17 protein-coding genes and 1 pseudogene are annotated in these 17,118 nt (G+C 67.9%); 13 read left to right on the top strand and 5 right to left on the bottom strand.

Translation table 11 applies throughout. The features are described from left to right. Positions 1–66: 66 nt before the first annotated feature. The 5 genes from AC0IYU_RS29745 to AC0IYU_RS29765 all read left to right on the top strand — a co-directional run bounded on the left by AC0IYU_RS29745 (position 67) and on the right by AC0IYU_RS29765 (position 4,372). Positions 67–747 carry a type 1 glutamine amidotransferase domain-containing protein gene (locus AC0IYU_RS29745; RefSeq protein ID WP_472124656.1) on the top strand — a complete coding sequence of 227 codons (681 nt, stop codon included), beginning with the start codon at positions 67–69 and terminating at the stop codon, positions 745–747. Between the two features lie 211 nt (positions 748–958). Next, on the top strand, positions 959–1,783 hold the full coding sequence (locus AC0IYU_RS29750) for an alpha/beta fold hydrolase (protein ID WP_472124657.1): 825 nt from the start codon (positions 959–961) through the stop codon (positions 1,781–1,783). Between the two features lie 55 nt (positions 1,784–1,838). Continuing rightward, positions 1,839–2,600: an alpha/beta fold hydrolase gene (locus AC0IYU_RS29755; RefSeq protein ID WP_472124660.1), complete on the top strand. Its 762-nt coding sequence runs from the start codon at positions 1,839–1,841 to the stop codon at positions 2,598–2,600. Between the two features lie 123 nt (positions 2,601–2,723). Then, on the top strand, positions 2,724–3,056 hold the full coding sequence (locus AC0IYU_RS29760; protein WP_472124743.1) for a GlcG/HbpS family heme-binding protein: 333 nt from the start codon (positions 2,724–2,726) through the stop codon (positions 3,054–3,056). Positions 3,057–3,091: 35 nt separating this feature from the next. Continuing rightward, positions 3,092–4,372, top strand: a complete 1,281-nt coding sequence (locus AC0IYU_RS29765; protein WP_472124663.1) for an MFS transporter — start codon at positions 3,092–3,094, stop codon at positions 4,370–4,372. 50 nt (positions 4,373–4,422) lie between these two features. Here AC0IYU_RS29765 and AC0IYU_RS29770 read toward each other — a convergent pair whose 3' ends face one another. Continuing rightward, positions 4,423–5,061, bottom strand: coding sequence for an NADPH-dependent F420 reductase (locus AC0IYU_RS29770; RefSeq protein ID WP_472124666.1), 639 nt, complete (start codon positions 5,059–5,061; stop codon positions 4,423–4,425). A gap of 52 nt (positions 5,062–5,113) precedes the next feature. Further along, positions 5,114–5,929, bottom strand: coding sequence for an inositol monophosphatase family protein (locus AC0IYU_RS29775; protein ID WP_472124669.1), 816 nt, complete (start codon positions 5,927–5,929; stop codon positions 5,114–5,116). Positions 5,930–6,009: 80 nt separating this feature from the next. Here AC0IYU_RS29775 and AC0IYU_RS29780 point away from each other — a divergent pair, with 80 nt between their 5' ends. After that, positions 6,010–6,963 (top strand): LysR family transcriptional regulator, encoded by a 954-nt coding sequence (locus AC0IYU_RS29780; protein ID WP_472124672.1) that lies wholly within the window; start codon positions 6,010–6,012, stop codon positions 6,961–6,963. Between the two features lie 93 nt (positions 6,964–7,056). On the opposite strand, the pseudogene AC0IYU_RS29785 reads toward AC0IYU_RS29780, so the two are convergent. From AC0IYU_RS29785 to AC0IYU_RS29795, 3 genes and pseudogenes are all read right to left on the bottom strand, one after another. Continuing rightward, positions 7,057–8,454: pseudogene (locus AC0IYU_RS29785) on the bottom strand (GTP-binding protein); the annotation flags it as partial. 134 nt (positions 8,455–8,588) lie between these two features. Continuing rightward, complete coding sequence (locus AC0IYU_RS29790; protein WP_472124675.1) at positions 8,589–9,830, bottom strand: D-alanyl-D-alanine carboxypeptidase family protein; 1,242 nt, start codon at positions 9,828–9,830, stop codon at positions 8,589–8,591. A gap of 177 nt (positions 9,831–10,007) precedes the next feature. Then, on the bottom strand, positions 10,008–10,688 hold the full coding sequence (locus AC0IYU_RS29795; protein WP_472124678.1) for a hypothetical protein: 681 nt from the start codon (positions 10,686–10,688) through the stop codon (positions 10,008–10,010). A gap of 92 nt (positions 10,689–10,780) precedes the next feature. On the opposite strand from AC0IYU_RS29795, the gene AC0IYU_RS29800 reads away from it, so the two are divergent. The 7 genes from AC0IYU_RS29800 to AC0IYU_RS29830 all read left to right on the top strand — a co-directional run bounded on the left by AC0IYU_RS29800 (position 10,781) and on the right by AC0IYU_RS29830 (position 17,093). Further along, positions 10,781–11,587: a DUF3601 domain-containing protein gene (locus tag AC0IYU_RS29800; protein ID WP_472124681.1), complete on the top strand. Its 807-nt coding sequence runs from the start codon at positions 10,781–10,783 to the stop codon at positions 11,585–11,587. Positions 11,588–12,103: 516 nt separating this feature from the next. Continuing rightward, a complete protein-coding gene (locus AC0IYU_RS29805) occupies positions 12,104–13,141 on the top strand; it encodes a glycosyltransferase family 2 protein (protein WP_472124684.1) in 1,038 nt (345 codons plus the stop codon). Further along, positions 13,138–13,983, top strand: coding sequence for a ChbG/HpnK family deacetylase (locus AC0IYU_RS29810; protein WP_472124686.1), 846 nt, complete (start codon positions 13,138–13,140; stop codon positions 13,981–13,983). The genes AC0IYU_RS29805 and AC0IYU_RS29810 overlap by 4 nt, the downstream gene beginning before the upstream one ends. Before the next feature lie 68 nt (positions 13,984–14,051). Beyond that, positions 14,052–15,605: a glycosyltransferase family 39 protein gene (locus AC0IYU_RS29815; protein WP_472124689.1), complete on the top strand. Its 1,554-nt coding sequence runs from the start codon at positions 14,052–14,054 to the stop codon at positions 15,603–15,605. 162 nt (positions 15,606–15,767) lie between these two features. Next, on the top strand, positions 15,768–16,211 hold the full coding sequence (locus tag AC0IYU_RS29820; protein WP_472124692.1) for a hypothetical protein: 444 nt from the start codon (positions 15,768–15,770) through the stop codon (positions 16,209–16,211). 79 nt (positions 16,212–16,290) lie between these two features. Then, positions 16,291–16,776: a hypothetical protein gene (locus tag AC0IYU_RS29825; RefSeq protein ID WP_472124695.1), complete on the top strand. Its 486-nt coding sequence runs from the start codon at positions 16,291–16,293 to the stop codon at positions 16,774–16,776. After that, entirely contained in the window at positions 16,776–17,093 is a 318-nt protein-coding gene (locus AC0IYU_RS29830) for a hypothetical protein (RefSeq protein ID WP_472124698.1), read from the top strand. Before AC0IYU_RS29825 ends, AC0IYU_RS29830 begins: the two co-directional genes overlap by 1 nt. Positions 17,094–17,118: the final 25 nt, after the last annotated feature.

Consider the following 17,118-nt stretch of genomic DNA (forward strand, 5'->3'; position numbering starts at 1 on the left):
CAGGCCGGGGTACTAGTAGACCGGTCTATTGTATTTTTTATCAATGTTTTTTTCTGGAGAAGCAACATGAAGATTCTGATGGTCCTGACCTCGCACGACGAACTCGGCAACACCGGCCGCAAGACCGGCTTCTGGCTCGAAGAGCTTGCCGCCCCGTACTACGCGTTCAAGGCGGCTGGCGCCGAGATCGTGCTGGCCTCGCCCAACGGCGGCCAACCGCCCCTCGACCCCAAGAGCAACGAGCCGTCCTTCCAGACCGACCTGACGCGACGCTTCGAAGCCGATGCCCAGGCCACCGCGCAACTCGCCAGCACCGTGCGCCTGTACAGCGTCTCGCAGGCCGACTTCGACACGGTCTTCTATCCGGGCGGCCACGGGCCGCTGTGGGACCTGGCCGAAGACAAGCACTCGATCGCGCTGATCGAATCGTTCATCGCCGCGGGCAAGTACGTGGCTCTCGTGTGCCACGCGCCGGGTGTGCTGCGCCATGTGAAGCGCGCCGACGGCAAGCCGCTCGTCGAAGGCAAGAACGTGACCGGCTTCACCAATACGGAAGAAGAGGCAGTGGGCCTGACCAACGTCGTGCCTTTCCTCGTCGAAGACGAGCTCAAGGCCAAGGGCGGCCTGTATTCCAAGGGCGCCGACTGGTCCTCGTATGTGGTCGCGGACGGCCTGCTCATCACCGGGCAGAACCCTGGTTCGTCTGCCGAGGCAGCGCAGTTGCTGCTGGGCAAGGTCGGCAGCTGAGGCGTCCTCCGCCCGGCATTTCCACCGACCGAAAGCAGCACCCATGCAAAACCTTTCCAGGCCGACCGATCCCGCGCGCCGACACCTGTTGGCCAGCGGCGCCGCTGCCGCCGTTGCACTCGGCCTGCCCATGGCCGCATGGGCGGCTGCCAGTACCAGTGCAACCCGCAACACCGTTCCCCTTCAACCAAGCCCGCAAGAAAACACCACCATGAGCACCATCACCACACAGGACGGCACCCAGATCTTCTACAAGGACTGGGGTCCCAGGACCGCGCAGGCGATCGTGTTCCACCATGGCTGGCCGCTGAGCGCCGACGACTGGGACGCGCAGATGCTGTACTTCCTCGGCCAGGGCTATCGCGTCATTGCGCATGACCGGCGCGGCCACGGCCGCTCGTCGCAGACGGACACCGGCAACGACATGAACACCTACGCCGCCGACGTCGCGGCGCTCACGGCCCACCTCGACCTGAAGAACGCCTTTCACGTGGGTCACTCCACCGGCGGTGGCGAGGTGGCACGCTACGTTGCGCTGCACGGCGAGCGCGTTGCCAAGGCGGTGCTGATCGGCTCGGTGACACCCGTCATGCTGAAGTCCGCCGCCAATCCGGGTGGTCTGCCGATGGAGGTGTTCGACGGCTTCCGTGCGCAGCTGGCTGCCAACCGCGCGCAGTTCTACCAGGACGTGCCGGTCCCCTTCTATGGCTACAACCGCCCCGACGCGAAGGTGTCCGAGGGCATCAAGGCCAATTGGTGGCGCCAGGGAATGATGGGCGGTGCCAAGGCCCACTTCGACTGCATCAAGGCCTTCTCCGAGACCGACTTCACCGAAGACCTGAAGAAGATCGCCGTGCCCACCCTCGTGATACATGGCGACGACGACCAGATCGTGCCGATCACCGACAGCGCCTTGCTCGCGGTCAAGCTGCTCAAGAAGGGCTCGCTCAAGGTCTATCCCGGCCTGCCGCACGGCATGTGCACCACCCACCCCGCGGTGATCAACGCCGATCTGCTCGCGTTCTTCAAGGCCTGAGCCCATCGGCTGCCCTGCCCACGCCAACCCATCTGACATTCACTGGAGATTTCTCATGACGATCCGCAACATCCTTTCATCCGTCGCACTCGCCACCGCTGCCCTGGTCGGCGGCAATGTCTTCGCAGCCGACCTGCCATCGGTCGTTCTCGTGCACGGCGCTTTCGCCGACGGCTCCGACTGGGCCAAGGTCATTCCGCTGCTGCAGGCCAAGGGCATCCATGTGACGGCGGTGCAGAACGGGCTCGAGTCGCTGGCCGGCGACGTGGCCGCGACACGCCGCGCCATCGACAACCAGAACGGCAAGGTGGTGCTGGTGGGCCACTCGTGGGCCGGCACCGTGATCACCGAGTCGGGCGACAACGACAAGGTGGCCGGGCTGGTCTATGTGGCGGCCTTCGCGCCGGACGCGGGCCAGTCGTCCGCCGAGCTGGGCAAGGACTATCCGCCGTCGCCGGGCGTCAAGCGGCTGGTGGCCGACGCCAAGGGCTGGCTCACGCTGCCGCCGCAGGCCATCGCCGAAGACTTCGCGCCGGACGTGCCCCGCGCACAGGCCGCGGTCATGGCCGTGACGCAAGGCCCGCTGCAGGCCAAGGCCCTCGAAGACAAGACGACCGTGGCCGCATGGAAGACGCGCCCCTCGTGGTTCATCGTCAGCGCCAACGACCGCATCATCTCGCCCGACCTCGAGCGCGCCATGGCGAAGAAGATCGGCGCGACCACGACGACACTGCCGACCAGCCATGTGCCGCAACAGTCGCGTCCCAAGGACGTGGCCGCAGTGATCATCGCGGCGGTCAACGCCAGCGCGAAGTGAGACCGCGGTTCAGCGCCACAGGACTGTCATGCCCAGACTCACCGAGACCCTGACGCTCGCCGATGCGAAGGCGATGGTCCTGGCCGCCGAGGCCTGCGCTTCGCGGCTCGGCATCGCCACTCGATTGCCGTGGTGGACTGCGGCGGGCACCTGCTGCACTTCTCTCGAGGCGAGGCAGGCGTCGCCGGGTGTGCGGCGCTGGCGATCGACAAGGCGCACACCTCGGCGATGTTCGGCCACCCCACCGGCACGCTCGCTCGGCTGGCACAACCCGGTGCCGAGCTGTACGGCATCCAGCACGCGCTCGGTGGCCGCGCCGTGGTGTTCGGCGGAGGCCTTCCGATCCGCTCGAACGGCAGCTTGGTCGGTGCCATCGGTGCCAGCGCGGGGAGCGTCGAGCAGGACATCGCGGTCGCGCAGGCCGGGGCGTCGGCCCTGGTCCCCTGCATCGACTGAACCACACACCCCGACATTCAAAGAGCCTCCACACCATGTCCTCCAGCATCGCCCACGCCATCCCGGCAACATCGTTCGGCTCGCGCACGGCCTCCGCTGCTGCGGCGGCACCGCAAGTCAGCTCAGGCATGACGCTCGCGGCCGCCATCGCGTGCATCGCGCTGGTGGCCGTGGACCTGCGCCCAGGCATCGTCTCCATCGGCCCGATGCTCGAGCAGATCCGCAGCGCGTTCGGGATCTCCAACACACAGGCCTCCCTGTTGACTGCCATTCCGAACGTTCTCATGGGGCTGCTGGCACTGCCTGCACCCTGGCTCGCGCGTCGCTTCGGTCGGGACCGGGTGATCCTGGCCGCGCTGGCGGTGCTGGGCATTGCCACCTTGTTGCGCGCCTTCGTGGGAACCACGGCTTCGCTGCTCGTCACCACCGCCGGCGTGGGCGCGGGCATCGCCGTCTCGGGTGCGTTGATCTCGGGCTTCGTCAAGGCCCGCTTCCCCCGGCATGTGTCCTTGCTGATGGGCCTGTATGCGATGTCGCTCGGCCTGGGCAGCACCCTTGCCGCCGCGATGACGGGGCCGCTGGCGGCGCTTGGCGGCGGCTGGCGTCTGGGCACCGGGTTCTGGGCGCTGCCCGGGCTCACGGCCATCGCCGCCTGGCTGTACGTGGCTGGCTCGCAAGACCCGGCCGATGCGCCCCGCGCAGTGTCGGCACAAGCCGCTTCTGCTCCAGCCGTTCCTGTGCATCCGGCGAGGTCCTCGAAGGCTTGGCTGGTGGCCTTCTACTTCGCGACCAACAACTTCCTGTTCTTCGGCCTGCTCTCGTGGATCGCACCGATGTACCGCGAATTCGGCAACACCCACGCCTCGCACGGCACCGCCGGACTGGCACTCGCAAGCTTCACGACCACCTTCATGCTCGCCAACCCGCTGCCCGCGCTGGTCGGCAAGGCCGAAGACCGTCGATGGGTGATCGGCTTGTTCGCCGGCATCGCGCTCGTGGGCCTGTGCGCGATGGCCATCGCGCCGGGCGCCATGCCCCTGCTCGTCATTCCCCTCGTTGCGGCAGGCATAGGAGGCTCGTTCTCCCTGGGCATGACCCTGCCGCTCGACCACACCTCCAGCCCTGACGAAGCCAACTCGTGGACATCTTTCGTGCTGTTCGTCGGCTACTTCCTGGGCGCGCTGGGGCCACTCACGCTCGGCTTGTTGCGCGACCTGACGGGAAGCTTCCATGTGTCGACCTGGGCGCTCGTCGCCGCAGGAACGCTGATGTTCTCGCTGGCACCTTTTCTTGCTCCGAGGCCAGCGCGCGGCTGAGGGTCACGCCCTGCGGTTTTCGCGCGGCACGGCCGGGCACCGGGCGGTGCTCAGCGAGCGAGGCTCAGCGCGAAAGGCTTGAACCCGTACCGCCGCAGCACGTGCGGCACCATCAGCATCAGGGCCTCGGTGGCGCGCGCGCTCGCAATGTCGCCCAGGTCGACAATCCAGTCGGCCGGCCAGCCCAGGTCGCCGAGCAGCGCGACCACGGTCGCCTTCGCGCCTTCGTCGTTCCCCGAGACAAACACGCTTGCAGGCACCGACAGACTGCGTGGGTCGGCCATCACGCTGAACACCATGGTGTTCAGCGTCTTCACGACGCGCGTGCCGGGCAATGCCTGCTGGAGGCGCTCGCCCAGGCTGCCCTCGGTGTAGAGCAGCCCGGCTGGCATGCCGTCGGCGCCGCGCGCCGAGGCGTTCGAGATGTCGATGAGGATCTTTCCTTCGAGCTCGGCGCGCAGCTCAGTCAGACGCGCGAGCGCGCTGTCGCCCGGTGTCGCGTTGACGACGATCTGCGCGCCGCCGGCGGCCGCGCGGGTGTGCATGTGGCGCACCGCAGGTCCGCTCCACTTTGCGGCGGCTGCGACCGGGTCGCGCGAGCCGATGGCGATGTCATGGCCGCTTGCGGCGAGCTTGCCCGCGAGTGCGCCGGCGACGCGGCCCGAGCCGAGGATGGAGATGTGGTTCATGGATTTCCGTTGAGCGTGGAATGACAGAAGGTGAAAGGAAGGGGAGCGAGCCTCAGGCGACGACGGAAAGCGTTTGCACGGCCTCGCGCTGCAGCCCCGGCGCCGCGGCCAGGAAGTCCTCACTGTCCAGGCGCCAGGGCTTTCCGCGCAGGTCGCTGACCGCGCCGCCGGCTTCCTCGACAAGCAGGGCGCCCGACACCAGGCCCGAGCGCACGTTGCTGTGCTGCCAGAACGCATCCATCTGCCCCCCGGCCACCATCGCCAGCTGGAAGGTCGCGGAAACTGTCACGCGCACCACCAGGGCCGCTTCCAGCATCGCGGTGACCGATTGGCCGATGCGGCGGTAGGTCTCGCTGCTTTCGCCGGGGCGCGCCTGGCCGGTGGCCACCATGGCGCTGCGCAACTCGGTCTTGGCCGATGGGCGAAGCGGCATGCCGTCGACGAAGGCGCCGCCGCCGCGCACGGCGGTGTAGGTTCGCCCGGTGAGTGGCACATGCGCGACGGTCAGCACCGGAACGTTGTCGCGGACCAGCGTGGCCGTCACCCCCCAGTCCGGCTGGCCGTGCACATGGTTGATGTTGCCCTCGACCGGATCGGTGATCCACCACTCGCCCGGCGGCAGGGCTCCGCCTTCGAGTTCGTCCTCGACCCAGCCTGCGTCGGGCCGTGCAACCCGAAGCGCATCGCGCAGGCAGTCCAGCGATGCAGAGTCGTTGGCGTGGATGGCCGTCACGACGTCGTCGAACGTGGCGAGCGGCGCCGTGTGGCCGAAGCGCTCCAGCAACCGGGCGCCGGCCGAATGAACGGCGGCGATGACGGCAGGCAGCAGCAGGTGGTCGGTCGTCGGGGAAGTGGTTTCTGCGGGCATCGAAGCTCCTTGCTTGTTCAATGCGGCGGACCATATCAGTTAACCTCAAGTGCATCTTTGGTAAAAACGGAGTTACCTGAATGCAACTGGATCTGAACCTCTTGAGTGCACTCGATGCCCTGCTCGAAGAGGGCAGCGTGGCCGGCGCGGCGGCGCGCATGCATGTGTCGTCACCGGCCATGAGCCGCACGCTCGGGCGCATCCGCCGTGCCACCGGCGACCAGATCCTGGTGCGTACAGGCTGGACCATGACGCCCACCCCGCATGCGGTTGCAGTTCGCAGCGAGGTGCATGCGCTGGTGCAAAAGGCGAACGCCGTGCTCTCACCGCAGCGGCCGTTGGATCTGGAGCAACTCGAACGCACTTTCACGCTGCAGTGTCACGACGCCATCGGCACGGCGATCGGCCCCGCGCTACTGGCCATCGTGCAGGCCCAGGCACCGGGCGTGGCGCTGCGCCTGCTGGCCGAAGCCGCCACCGACACCAACGACCTGCGCCACGGCCAGGTCGACCTGGAGATCGGTGCGGCCGTGCCGCCTCAGCCCGAAATCCGCCACGAGACCATCGGCGAGGACCGCTTGGTGCTCGCCGTGCGCAGCGGTCATCCGCTGGCGAGCGGCAAGGCCGACCTTGGGCGCTATGCGCTCGCACAGCACCTGACGGTGTCGCGCCGCGGTCGTCTCAGCGATCCGGTCGACAAGGCGCTGGCCGCTCTGGGCCTGCGCCGGCGCGTCGTCGCTTCGGCGCCCACGAGCACGGCTGCGTTGCTGTTCGTGCGGCAGAGCGATCTGGTCGTGGTCGTGCCCGAGCAGATGTGCCGTTCGGCTGTCGTCGCACTGGGGCTGCAGACCTTGCCCCTGCCGCTCAAGATGACACCGGTGCCCGTGCACCAGGCGTGGCACCAGCGCTACGACACCGACAACGCGCACAGCTGGTTGCGCGCGCAGGTGCGCGAGGCGATGCGCATGGTCTTCGACGCGGCGAAACCCGCGCGCAGCGGCCCGCGCAAGGCACGCGCCGCGCGCGCTGGCTGAGCCTTGCTGGATCCGCCGGGTTGCGCGGACCACTGCATGGCGCGCCGCCGGGCGTCAGGGGTCTGTGCCGGACCGCGGGTGTCCCGGCTGCAGCGGGCGCGTCTGCACCTCGAGGTGGTACATCTCGCGTAAGCGGTCGAGCACGGTGCGCAGGTGAAGCTCGCCCAGTCCGTAGAGAACCGTCTCGTGGGCGGCCGCCACATGCTCGATGCGCAGGCAGGGATCTTCGGCTGCGAGCTTGCCAAGGGTCTCCCACGTGCGCTGCTCGTCGCCATGGCGCCGGGGCGCCACAGCCAGACCGTGCATCGGCACCGGAAACGCCAGCGGCGCGAGATGGACATGGCTGTCTTCGGCCGCGTCGTGCAGCACGGCATCGAAATGAATGTCCTCGACCTTGGCCACCGCCACGATATCGCCCGGCAGCGCGTTCGACACCTCGACATGGTCCTTGCCCTGGAGCATGAACAGGTGCCCCACCTTGAAGGGCTTGCGGCCGTCGCCGATGTAGAGCTGGCTCTCGCGTGTGAGCGTGCCCTGGTGCACGCGCAAGATGCCCATCTTGCCGACGTAGGGTGCGTTCGTGACCTTGAACACGTGCGCCAGCACGTGCAGCGAAGGGTCGGGCCTGGCCTCCATGGGCTTGGCCCCTGCGCCCTCGCCAACGATGAAGTTCGGCGGGTTGGCCTCGCTCGGGTCGGGCAGGAGCTTGACGATCACGTCCAGCAGCTCGGCCACGCCGGCGCCGCTGCGCGACGAGACGAAGCACACGGGAATCAGGTGGCCTTCGCGCAGCGCCTGCTCGAGCGGCGCATGCAGCTCGGCCGGATCCACGTCGCCCTCCTCGAGGTAGCGGTCGACGAAGGCCGCGTCGACCTCGACCACCTGCTCCACCAGTGCGCGGTGCGCCGCTTCGACGGGGCCGAAGTCGGACTGCCCGAAGCGGTTGAAGAAGCAGTCCACCACCTGCTTGGGGACCCCGGCGGGCAGGTTCAGCGGCAGGCATTCGCGCCCGAAGGTCGTCTGGATGTCGGCCAGCAGGGCCGAGAGGGAGACGCCCTGCGAGTCGATCTTGCTGACGATGATCATGCGGGCCAGGCCGCGCGAGGCCGCGTACGCCATCATGCGCACCGCCATCGGCTCGATGCCGGTGGCGGCATTGATGACCACCGCCACCGTCTCCACCGCCTCCAGCGCCGGCAGGCTCTGGCCCAGGAAGTCCGGGCCGCCGGGCGTGTCGATGAGGTGGATGCGCGTGCCGGCATGGGTGAGGTGCATCACCGACGCGTTGAGCGAGTGCTGCATGCGGCGCTCCAGCGGGTCGTGGTCGCTGACGGTGCTGCCGCGCTCTATGCTGCCGCACGCCTTGATGGCACCCGCCTTGTACAGCAGGGCCTCCGCGAGGGAGGTCTTGCCGGCGGCTGGGGCGCCGACCAGCGCCAGTGTTCGCACCGCGTTCACGTCGGCCGCGAGGCCGTTCGACCGGTTCGGCATGGCTGGACTCCTTTGCGCGTTCGCAAGGCCGGCCCGGCGGATCGCAAGGGCTTGGGTGTTGCGCGTTGGCGTCGGGTCAGCCTACGGGATTGACCGTGCCGATGCAAGCTGATTGCGGCCGCATCACGCGCGCTTCACTTGCCGAACAACCGGGTGAGGCGTTGCCACATGCGCAGGAAGAAGCCTGCCCGTTCCACGTCAGCCTGCGCAATCAGCGGCGCCTCGCCCACCGGCTTGCCGTTCGATTCCGCGATGACCTTGCCGATCACCGTTCCCTTGGCCACCGGCGCCTCCAGGTCCGGCTTGACCTGCACCGAGGTGCTCACTTTCTGGCCGCGCGGCACCGTCACCGTCCAAGGCGAGCCCAGGCCCGCGGCCACGGTGTCGGCCTTGCCGAAGATGATCTTGGGCGTCGCAACGACCGCGCTGGGCTGGATGGGGGTGGCCTGCTCGAAGTTGGCAAATCCCCAGCCGAGGAGCGAGCGCGTCTGGTCGGCGCGCGCCTGCATGCTGTTGGTGTTGAGGATCACCGTGATCAGGCGCATCCCGTTGCGCTTGGACGAAGTGACGAGACAGTAGCCCGCGTCCTGGGTGTGGCCGGTCTTCAGGCCGTCGACGGTGGGGTCGGTGTAGAGCAGCGCGTTGCGATTGCCCTGCTTGATGCCGTTGTACTTGAACTCACGCTCCGCGTAGATCGGGTAGTAGTCGGAGCTGTCGCGGATGATCGCGCGCGCCAGGATCGCGAGGTCCCGCGCAGACGACTTGTGCTCCGGATCGGGCAGGCCCGTGGCATTCACGAAATGCGTGTGCGTCATGCCCAGGCGCTGGGCTTCGGCGTTCATGAGCTTGGCGAAGCCCTCTTCGGAGCCGGCCATGTGCTCGGCGATGGCCTTGGACGCGTCGTTGCCCGACTGGATGATGATGCCGCGCAGGATGTCGATGACCGTGGCCTGGCTGTTGAGCGGCAGGTACATGCACGACTCGGTGCTCGAGCCGCGGCACCAGGCGTTCTGGCTGACCGACACGAGATCGTCCTTCTTGAGCTTGCCCGACCGAAGTGCCTGCTCGACCAGGAAGCTGGTCATCATCTTGGTCAGCGATGCGGGCGGGAGCGGTTCGTCGGGGTTGGCCGAGGCGAGCACCTCGCCCGATTCGAAGTCCATCAGCAACCATGCCTTGGAGGCCAGCGCCGGCGGCCCGCCGGCAACCGCGGTTTGTCCGGCTGCTGGCTCCGCGGCAGGCGCGGCGGCGGCGGGCTTCTTGTGGGCTGCTGGCTTGGCGGCATGGGAGGCAGCGACGGCTGCTGCGCCGGGAACCAGGGCGCCGGATGCGATTGCGAACGCGAGCGGGAGGAGGGAGAAAGTCTTGAGTTGCATTGGCTTACAGGAGGGGAAACGGAGAGTTCGGCGCGTCGAGCGACTTCGATTGTGCTTGGAGGATCAACAAGCGCAACGCAAGTTCGCCAAACAGGCGGGTTTTCTGAAGTTGTAAGCGGTTCGACACATGGAGGATGTGGCACCGGGCGGAACCCGCCCGCCCCAGGCGGCCTCGGCTCACACGGATGAGCGCGACAGCGTGGCCAATTTCTTTCGGGCGCTTTGCAGGAAGCCGACCCGCTCGACGGGCAGCCGGGCCTTCGTCTCCCCGAGCGCGATGAGCTCGAACGCGCAAGCTGCGGAAAGCTTGGCGGCGAGCGGGTCGCGCGGCGCGAGGCCGTCGAGCATGGAAATCGAGACGACATGCACCTTCAGATGACGGTGGAGGGTTTTCGACAGCTTCTGGCAGGCCGTGGTCATGGCGGCCTCATCGGGCGTGAGCTGGCCGTGCGCGACCAGCAACTCCACGGTGCCGTCCTTGTCTTCGCCCAGCATGACGGCGCGCACGACCGAGTCCTTGAACTTGGAGCGCAGCATCGAACGGATCGGCTCGGCGGCTGCGAACGACTTCAACGCGATGCTGCGCAGCTCGGCGTAGAAAACGAAGGAACGGTCGACCTGGACAGTTTCGGCAAGCTCGGGCTCCTCCGCCACCTGCGCCTCCGCTCGCGCCTTCGGCTTTTGCCTTTTCAGCATGCCGCTGGCGACGAGGTGCTCCAGGGTGCGCGCCACATCGGCGGAATCGAGCTTCGAGCGCTGGGCAAGCTCACTGCTCGAGAACTGTTGGTCGGGAGCCGCGTAGACGACCTTCAGGAGCTTCTGCACCTCGGGGGCGAAGAGGAAATCTGCTGCGCTCATTTTTTGCTGGATCCGTACAAGGGGTCCGCATTATCGAAGCGCGACCAACTAAAGTCGGCCGCAATCGACCCCACAACGCCGACGCAACGAACATGCATGGACCCCAACCCTCCGGCACCTGGACCGGCCGTGAACCGGCAAAGGCCTGGGGCCCGCTGCAGCCCGGGCGCAGCTACGAAGTGCGCGAGAGCTTTGTCGATTACGACGGCATAGAACACCCCGTCGGTGAAAGCTGGCGCTTCCTGGGCTCCAGCTTCCTGCCGTACGACGATGGGCTGTCGCTGTTCGTCTCGCTCGACGGGCGCGACGAATGGCACATCCGGCTGCAAGACAGGCCCACGGAACAGGCGTCAGTCGTTCGCAGGCTGGGCGACCATGTCGTGCCGCTCGACGCCTCGCAGCACGACGCTGCGGGCGCGCTGCCGGACGAGCGCGAATGGCATCTGGCATTGCGCCTGCGCGGGTGGCGCTGGTTCGCCGTTCATGCGGGGTCCGGCTTCGTGGCGGGAGCCGTTGGCGGGGCAGCCATTGCGGCAGTCGCGCTGCCCGACAGCCAGGTTGACGGGGCCGCTGCCCGGGCGCTGTGGGCCGGGGCTTCGATGCTGCTGCTCGGGCTTCTGTTCGGCGGCATCGGGCTGGTGCTGGGCTGGCGAACACGGCGCCGCGTTCAGTGGGAGATGCTGGCTACGGCGTTGTCGCCGGGCACGCCTGCTGGAGCGGTGAGGGCTTTCCTGGGTGAGCCGAACGGGGGGCGCATCGAGCTCTTTCCTGCGTCTGCCGATGCTGCTGCGACGACGTGGGTGTATCGGCCGGCGTTGCACCAGGGATTGCGTTATCGGGGGCGACTGGCGGTGGACTTCGATATGCGCGAGCGGGTGGTCGCGCTGCGGAGGGTTTGAGAGCGCCGTTCCAACGGTATGGAGGTGGCACTGCGGACAGGACTTCAACGCCTGGTTGATGGCGAAGCCACAGCAAGTTGCGCCTCGGCTGTCGTGCTTTCAAACAGCGCCGCTGTGACGACAGTTGATCGGCCGCACACCGACAGCGTGAGCGTGTTCAGAGCACCCGTCGATCGGGGCACGCCAGCAGTGTGTCCCAGTGCGCAGCGCCTAGGCACTGCCTGCTTGGCGCCCGCATTCCCAACGATGCTGACCGCGCACTGACCCCGTGAGATGCGTCTTTGGAGGCAAGGTCATTGCGCTTTTTTCTATTACGAAAGTGATAATTCCCAGCTAAGTCTTGGGTGCTAGATCCACAACCGATTGCCCCTGCGACGAGCCGTGATGTCGGCTGTCCGTACATAGTTTCTGGAGCATTTCGCTGGTGATGACCGCTGCCTTTCACACACGTGCCTGCACGCCGCTCGCCGCATCCATGATGTGCCTGCACGGCAAGTTCGCAGCGGGGCGCCGGTCATGAGTGCGGTCATGCGCGAGGCGCCCCAGCTGGTGCAGGTGCACCAGGTGAACCAGGTGCCTCAAGTGCACACACCCGCCCCATTGCCGCGCCCACGCAGCCTGTCTTGCGTGGTGCCCTGCTTCAACGAGGCGCTGAACCTGCGCCAGCTGCTGCCGCAATTGCAGGCGATGCTGCGCGCCACGCAGCTGCGTTGGGAGATCATCGTGGTCGACGACGGCAGCACCGACGACACGGAAAGCGTCACGCGCGAGTGGTGCGCCACATCGGGCTTTCGCTGCATCTCGCTGTCGCGCAACTTCGGCAAGGAGGCCGCCATCACCGCGGGCCTGGCCGCTGCCTCGGGCGACGCGGTGGTGCTGCTCGACGGCGACATGCAGCACTCGCCGGCGCTGGTGCGTGCCATGGTCGACCACTGGCTGGCAGGCGCCGAGGTGGTCTACGCGGTGCGCGACGACCGCAGCGGCGAAGGGCGCCTGAAGAAGCTGGGCACGCGGTTGTTCTACAAGCTGCTGAACGCGTCCGACCGCTTCGACGTGCCCGAGAACGCGGGCGACTTTCGCCTCATGGACCGCAAGGTGGTGGACGTGCTCACCAGCCTGCCGGAGCGCAGCCGGTTCATGAAGGGCCTGTATGCGTGGGTCGGGTTCCGGGCCGTGGCATTGCCCTACACGCCCGCCCCGCGCGCGCAGGGCCGCAGCCATTTCAACGGGCGTCGGCTCGTCAGGCTGGCGCTCGACGGCCTCACCGCCTTTACCACCTGGCCGCTGCGCATGGTGAGCGTGGTGGGGCTCATGCTGGCATTGCCTGCCTTTGCCTACGGCATCTATGTGGTGGTCGACCACATGGTCTTCGGCAACGAGGTGTCGGGCTGGGCCACCATCGTGGTGAGCCTGATGTTCTTCATTGGCGTGCAGATGATTTCCACCGGCATCGTCGGCGAGTACGTTGCGCGGATCTTCGAAGAGGTCAAGGGCCGCCCCGTGTACGTGGTGCGGGAGCAGAGCGGCACCGGGCTCGACGTGGGAGAGGCATGACGGCAGGTGCGTCCGGCACGCAGCAGCTGTGCATCTGTGCCGACGACTTCGGCATGAGCAGCGGCATCAATGCCGCGGTGCTCGACCTGATCGAGCGGCGCAAGCTCACCGCCACCGGCTGCCTCGTGCAGCGCGAGGCGTGGGGCCTGGGGCTGCTGTCGCTGCGGCGCGTCGAGCCCGAACGCGTGGATGTCGGCCTGCACCTGGACCTGACGCCGCCGCGCGCGCCGGGCGGCGACGAGCCCGGGCTCGGCCCCTTGCTTCTTCGCACCTGCACCCGGACCGCATCGCGGCAGGGCCTGCAGCGTGCCATTGCCGATCAGCTCTCGCGCTTCGAGGACGGCATGGGCCGGCCGCCCGCGTTCGTCGACGGGCATCGACACGTGCATCAGTTTCCCGTGGTGCGGCGTGCGCTGCTGGACGAACTGTCGAACCGCTACGGCGCTTCGCTGCCGTGGCTGCGCAACACCAGGCCGCGCACGGCGCACGGCGCCGGCGCGTTCAAGGCGCACGTCATTCATGCGCTGGGAGGTCGGGCGCTGGCACGCGAGGCGGTGCGAAGGTCGCACCCGATGAGCCACGCGCTCCTGGGTGTCTACGACTTCGCGGGCGGCCTCGACGGCTACCGCACGCGGCTGCTCGCATGGCTGGGCGCCGCGCGCAGCGGCGACGTGCTGATGTGTCACCCGTCGTTGGACGGCACACCCGCAACGCCGCACGGCGAGGCGCGCATCGCTGAATACACGGTGCTCGTCGCCATGGATTTTCCGTGGACCTCGCCCACGGGCGACCGCGTGGCGCTGGCGCCGTGGTCGCGGCACGCGGAGCTTGCCCGCGCATGAAGTCGGCCTCCGGAAACATGGCATCGGCGCGCGGTCTTTCATGGGTGCGTTCCGCCTGGCCTGCCTTTGTGCCCCTGGGCGACCAGGCGCGCATCGTGCTGGCCCTGGCGGCGATGGCCCTCGTGTGGACCTTGTCCATTGCGTTCTTCTATCCCACGCCGCCCTGGGACAACGTCGAGGAACTGTTCTGGGCCGGCAGCTTCGAGTTCGGCTACTACAAGCACCCGCCGCTGCCGAGCTGGATCATGGGCCTGCTGGTGCGGCTCGCGGGCCGCGAGCCGTGGCTGACCTATGCCGCCGGCGTCGCATGCGGCGCGGGGGCGCTGTTCATCGTGTGGAAGTGGGCGCGCGAGTTGGTGACGCCCCAGCGCGCCGCGCTGGCGCTCGTGCTGGGCACGCTGGTCACCTACCACGTGCAGCGCGCCACCATCTACAACCACAACACCGTGCAGCTGGTGTCGCTGGCCGGCTATTGGTGGATGTTGTGGCGCGTGCTCCGGGCGCCGTCTTCCCGCTACAGGGACTGGGTGTACCTGGGGTGCTTTGCGGCCCTGGCGTTCCTGACCAAGTACAGCGCGGTGGTGCAGTTTGCGGTGGGCTTCGCATTCATCGTCCGGCACGGCCTGTGGCACGCCAGGCACGTGCAGGCCGGCCTGGCGCTCGCCGGCGCCGTGGCCCTGTTGTTGCTGGCGCCGCACTTCGTGTGGATGTTTCGCCATCCAGATCTCTCGATTGCCTACGCGCTGTACTCCGTGCATTCGAAGCCGCCCGACGTCTACAGCTACCGCAGCCTGCTTCACGTGGTGACGCAGCAGGTCGGCCGGCTGCTGCCGATGGTGCTGCTGGCCGCCTGCCTGTGGCACACGCGGACGAACAAGGCCCCGCAGACACGGCATGCGCCGGTGCCCGCCGGCACCGCCTTCGACAGGCGCTTCCTGGCCTGGGCGACCTTCGGCCCCGTGTGCGCGGTGCTGCCGCTGGCGGCCGTGCTGCAGATCACGCTGCTGCCTTCGTGGCTCACCACGTTCTTCCTGCCCGCGGCGTTGTGGGCAGTGGTGAATGTGCCGGGGCTGGACGCGGAGCACTGGACGCGCCGGCGCTGGCGCATCGTCGTGGCGGTCACGGTCTGTGTGCATGTTGCGGCGGCGCTGGGCCAGGGCTGGGTCGAGGGCGTGGGGAGCAAGAAGCTCGGCTACATGACGCGCGCCAATCTGCCGGCCGCGGACGTCGCGCTGGCGCTGGACGACATCTGGCAAAGCCGTGTCGGTCGTGTCAGCGGTGTGCCCTTCACGCTGCTCGTGGGCGACACCTGGTTCGCCGGTGCGGTGGCCTTGAAGATGGACCCGTCTGTGCAACTCCTCGTCGACGCGCAGGAGCGCGATTCGCCCTGGCTGGCGCCGGGCGCTCTGGCGCGCCAGGGCGGCATGGTGGTGATTCTCGACAACCCCGACTTCCTGTCCGAAGGCGTGATGCTGGAGCCGACGCTCGGCGCGGCCGACTGCCGAGGTTCGCTGCTGGTTCCCTGGACGGGGAAGGGCGCAAGCCAGAGCGTGCGCATACGCTGGGGCATCCTGCTTCCGCGCGGCGGCGTGGCGCGGCAGTGCGCTCCGCCGGTGCGCTGACCCGAGCGCGGCGCCCGCATCCAGGCCTTGCGCCGTCGCGCCGTCGCACAGCCGGAGTTGCTTTCGCCTACACGCGCTGCCTGCCCACCCCGACACCGCGTGCGGCCGGGTTTTGCACAAATAGCGGCTTCGCAACTTGTTGCTCACTCTCGAAAGACCGCCATGGCAGACGACGCAAAGACCCCTTCCCAACTGGCCGACGAGGCCCGCCAGGCCGGCCAGGACGCCACCAAGGCCGCCAGCGGACTGGCCGAAGAGGCCAAAGCGATCGCCGGCGACACGGTGCGGACCCTGCGCGCCGGTGCCGACGATGCCAAGGCGGCTGCTGGCGAAGCGCTGGACACCGCGCGCGGCGTCGCCGCCGACGCGAAGGACGTGGCCGCGGACGCCCTTGACACCGGCAAGGCCTATGCCCGCAATGCGGTGAACGAATCGGGCAAGAAGATTGCCAGTCTCAGGGAGCATGCGGCGCACTGGCAGGAGTCTTGCTCCAAGCAGATCGCAGCCGAGCCGATGAAGTCGGTGCTGGTTGCAGCGGCCGGCGGCGCGTTGCTGGCCGGACTGCTGCTGGCGTTCGACCGTTCGCCGCGCCGCTACTTCAACTGATGCGCCGATGTCTCCCCGGCCTTCGTGGCCGTGGAACTCGAGGCCGACCAACGTGCCATGACTATCGTGCGGAACCACCATGACTGAAGCGCTCACCCCCAAGGAAAGACTCGCCCTGTCCCGTGCCAGCCTGCTGGCGGCGATGGGGTACAGGAAAGTGGCCACGGACACCGGCGAGCAGATCGTTCGCGTGGTCAAGGAACCCGAACCCGCGGCAGCCGCCGCCACCTGGAGCCGGCGGGTCGAGGACAAGATCGAGCGCAGCATGGTGGGAAGCTGGTGGCGCCGCAGCCATCTGAGCACGGTGGCAGAGTTGGGCAGGCCGTTTCTTCAGGACTATGCCGCCAGGCACCCGGGCAAGCTGATGGTCTATGCGGCGGGCGCAGGGTCGTTGATCGTGCTGGTCAAGCCCTGGCGCTTGCTGTCGCTCGGCATGATCGTGGGGCTGGTGGTGCGCAGCACCGACATCGCCGGCATGGTGTCCGACTACCTGGTTCCGCAGCTGGGGGACACCGATGCGCCGCGGGACGATTTTCTCGACCAAGCGCCAGGCAGGAGCGCGTGATGGAACCGATGAAGCCCATGAAGCCCATGAAGCCGATGGAGCCCATGAAGCCGATGCCTGCGCCAGACGACTCCTGGTGGCCCGAAGGCTTGTCCAACCCGTCAAGCACCGGCGGGCAGGACGGCGTGCGCTACGCCTTCTTCCCCGAACAGCGGCGGCTGGTGGTGGCGAAAGACGGCCGCGTCAGGCAATACGACACGGGCAGCCACCAGATCTCGGGCGTCAGCCAGCAACAGCAGGATTCACAGGGCGGGATGCCGACATTCGCCAGCCAGGACGGCCCGGTCGATCTGGCCTCGCTGAAAGAAGTCGGTTAGCAGCCGCCGAGCAGCTGCCTCTTTC

This window comes from Variovorax sp. AC103, assembly GCF_979254005.1.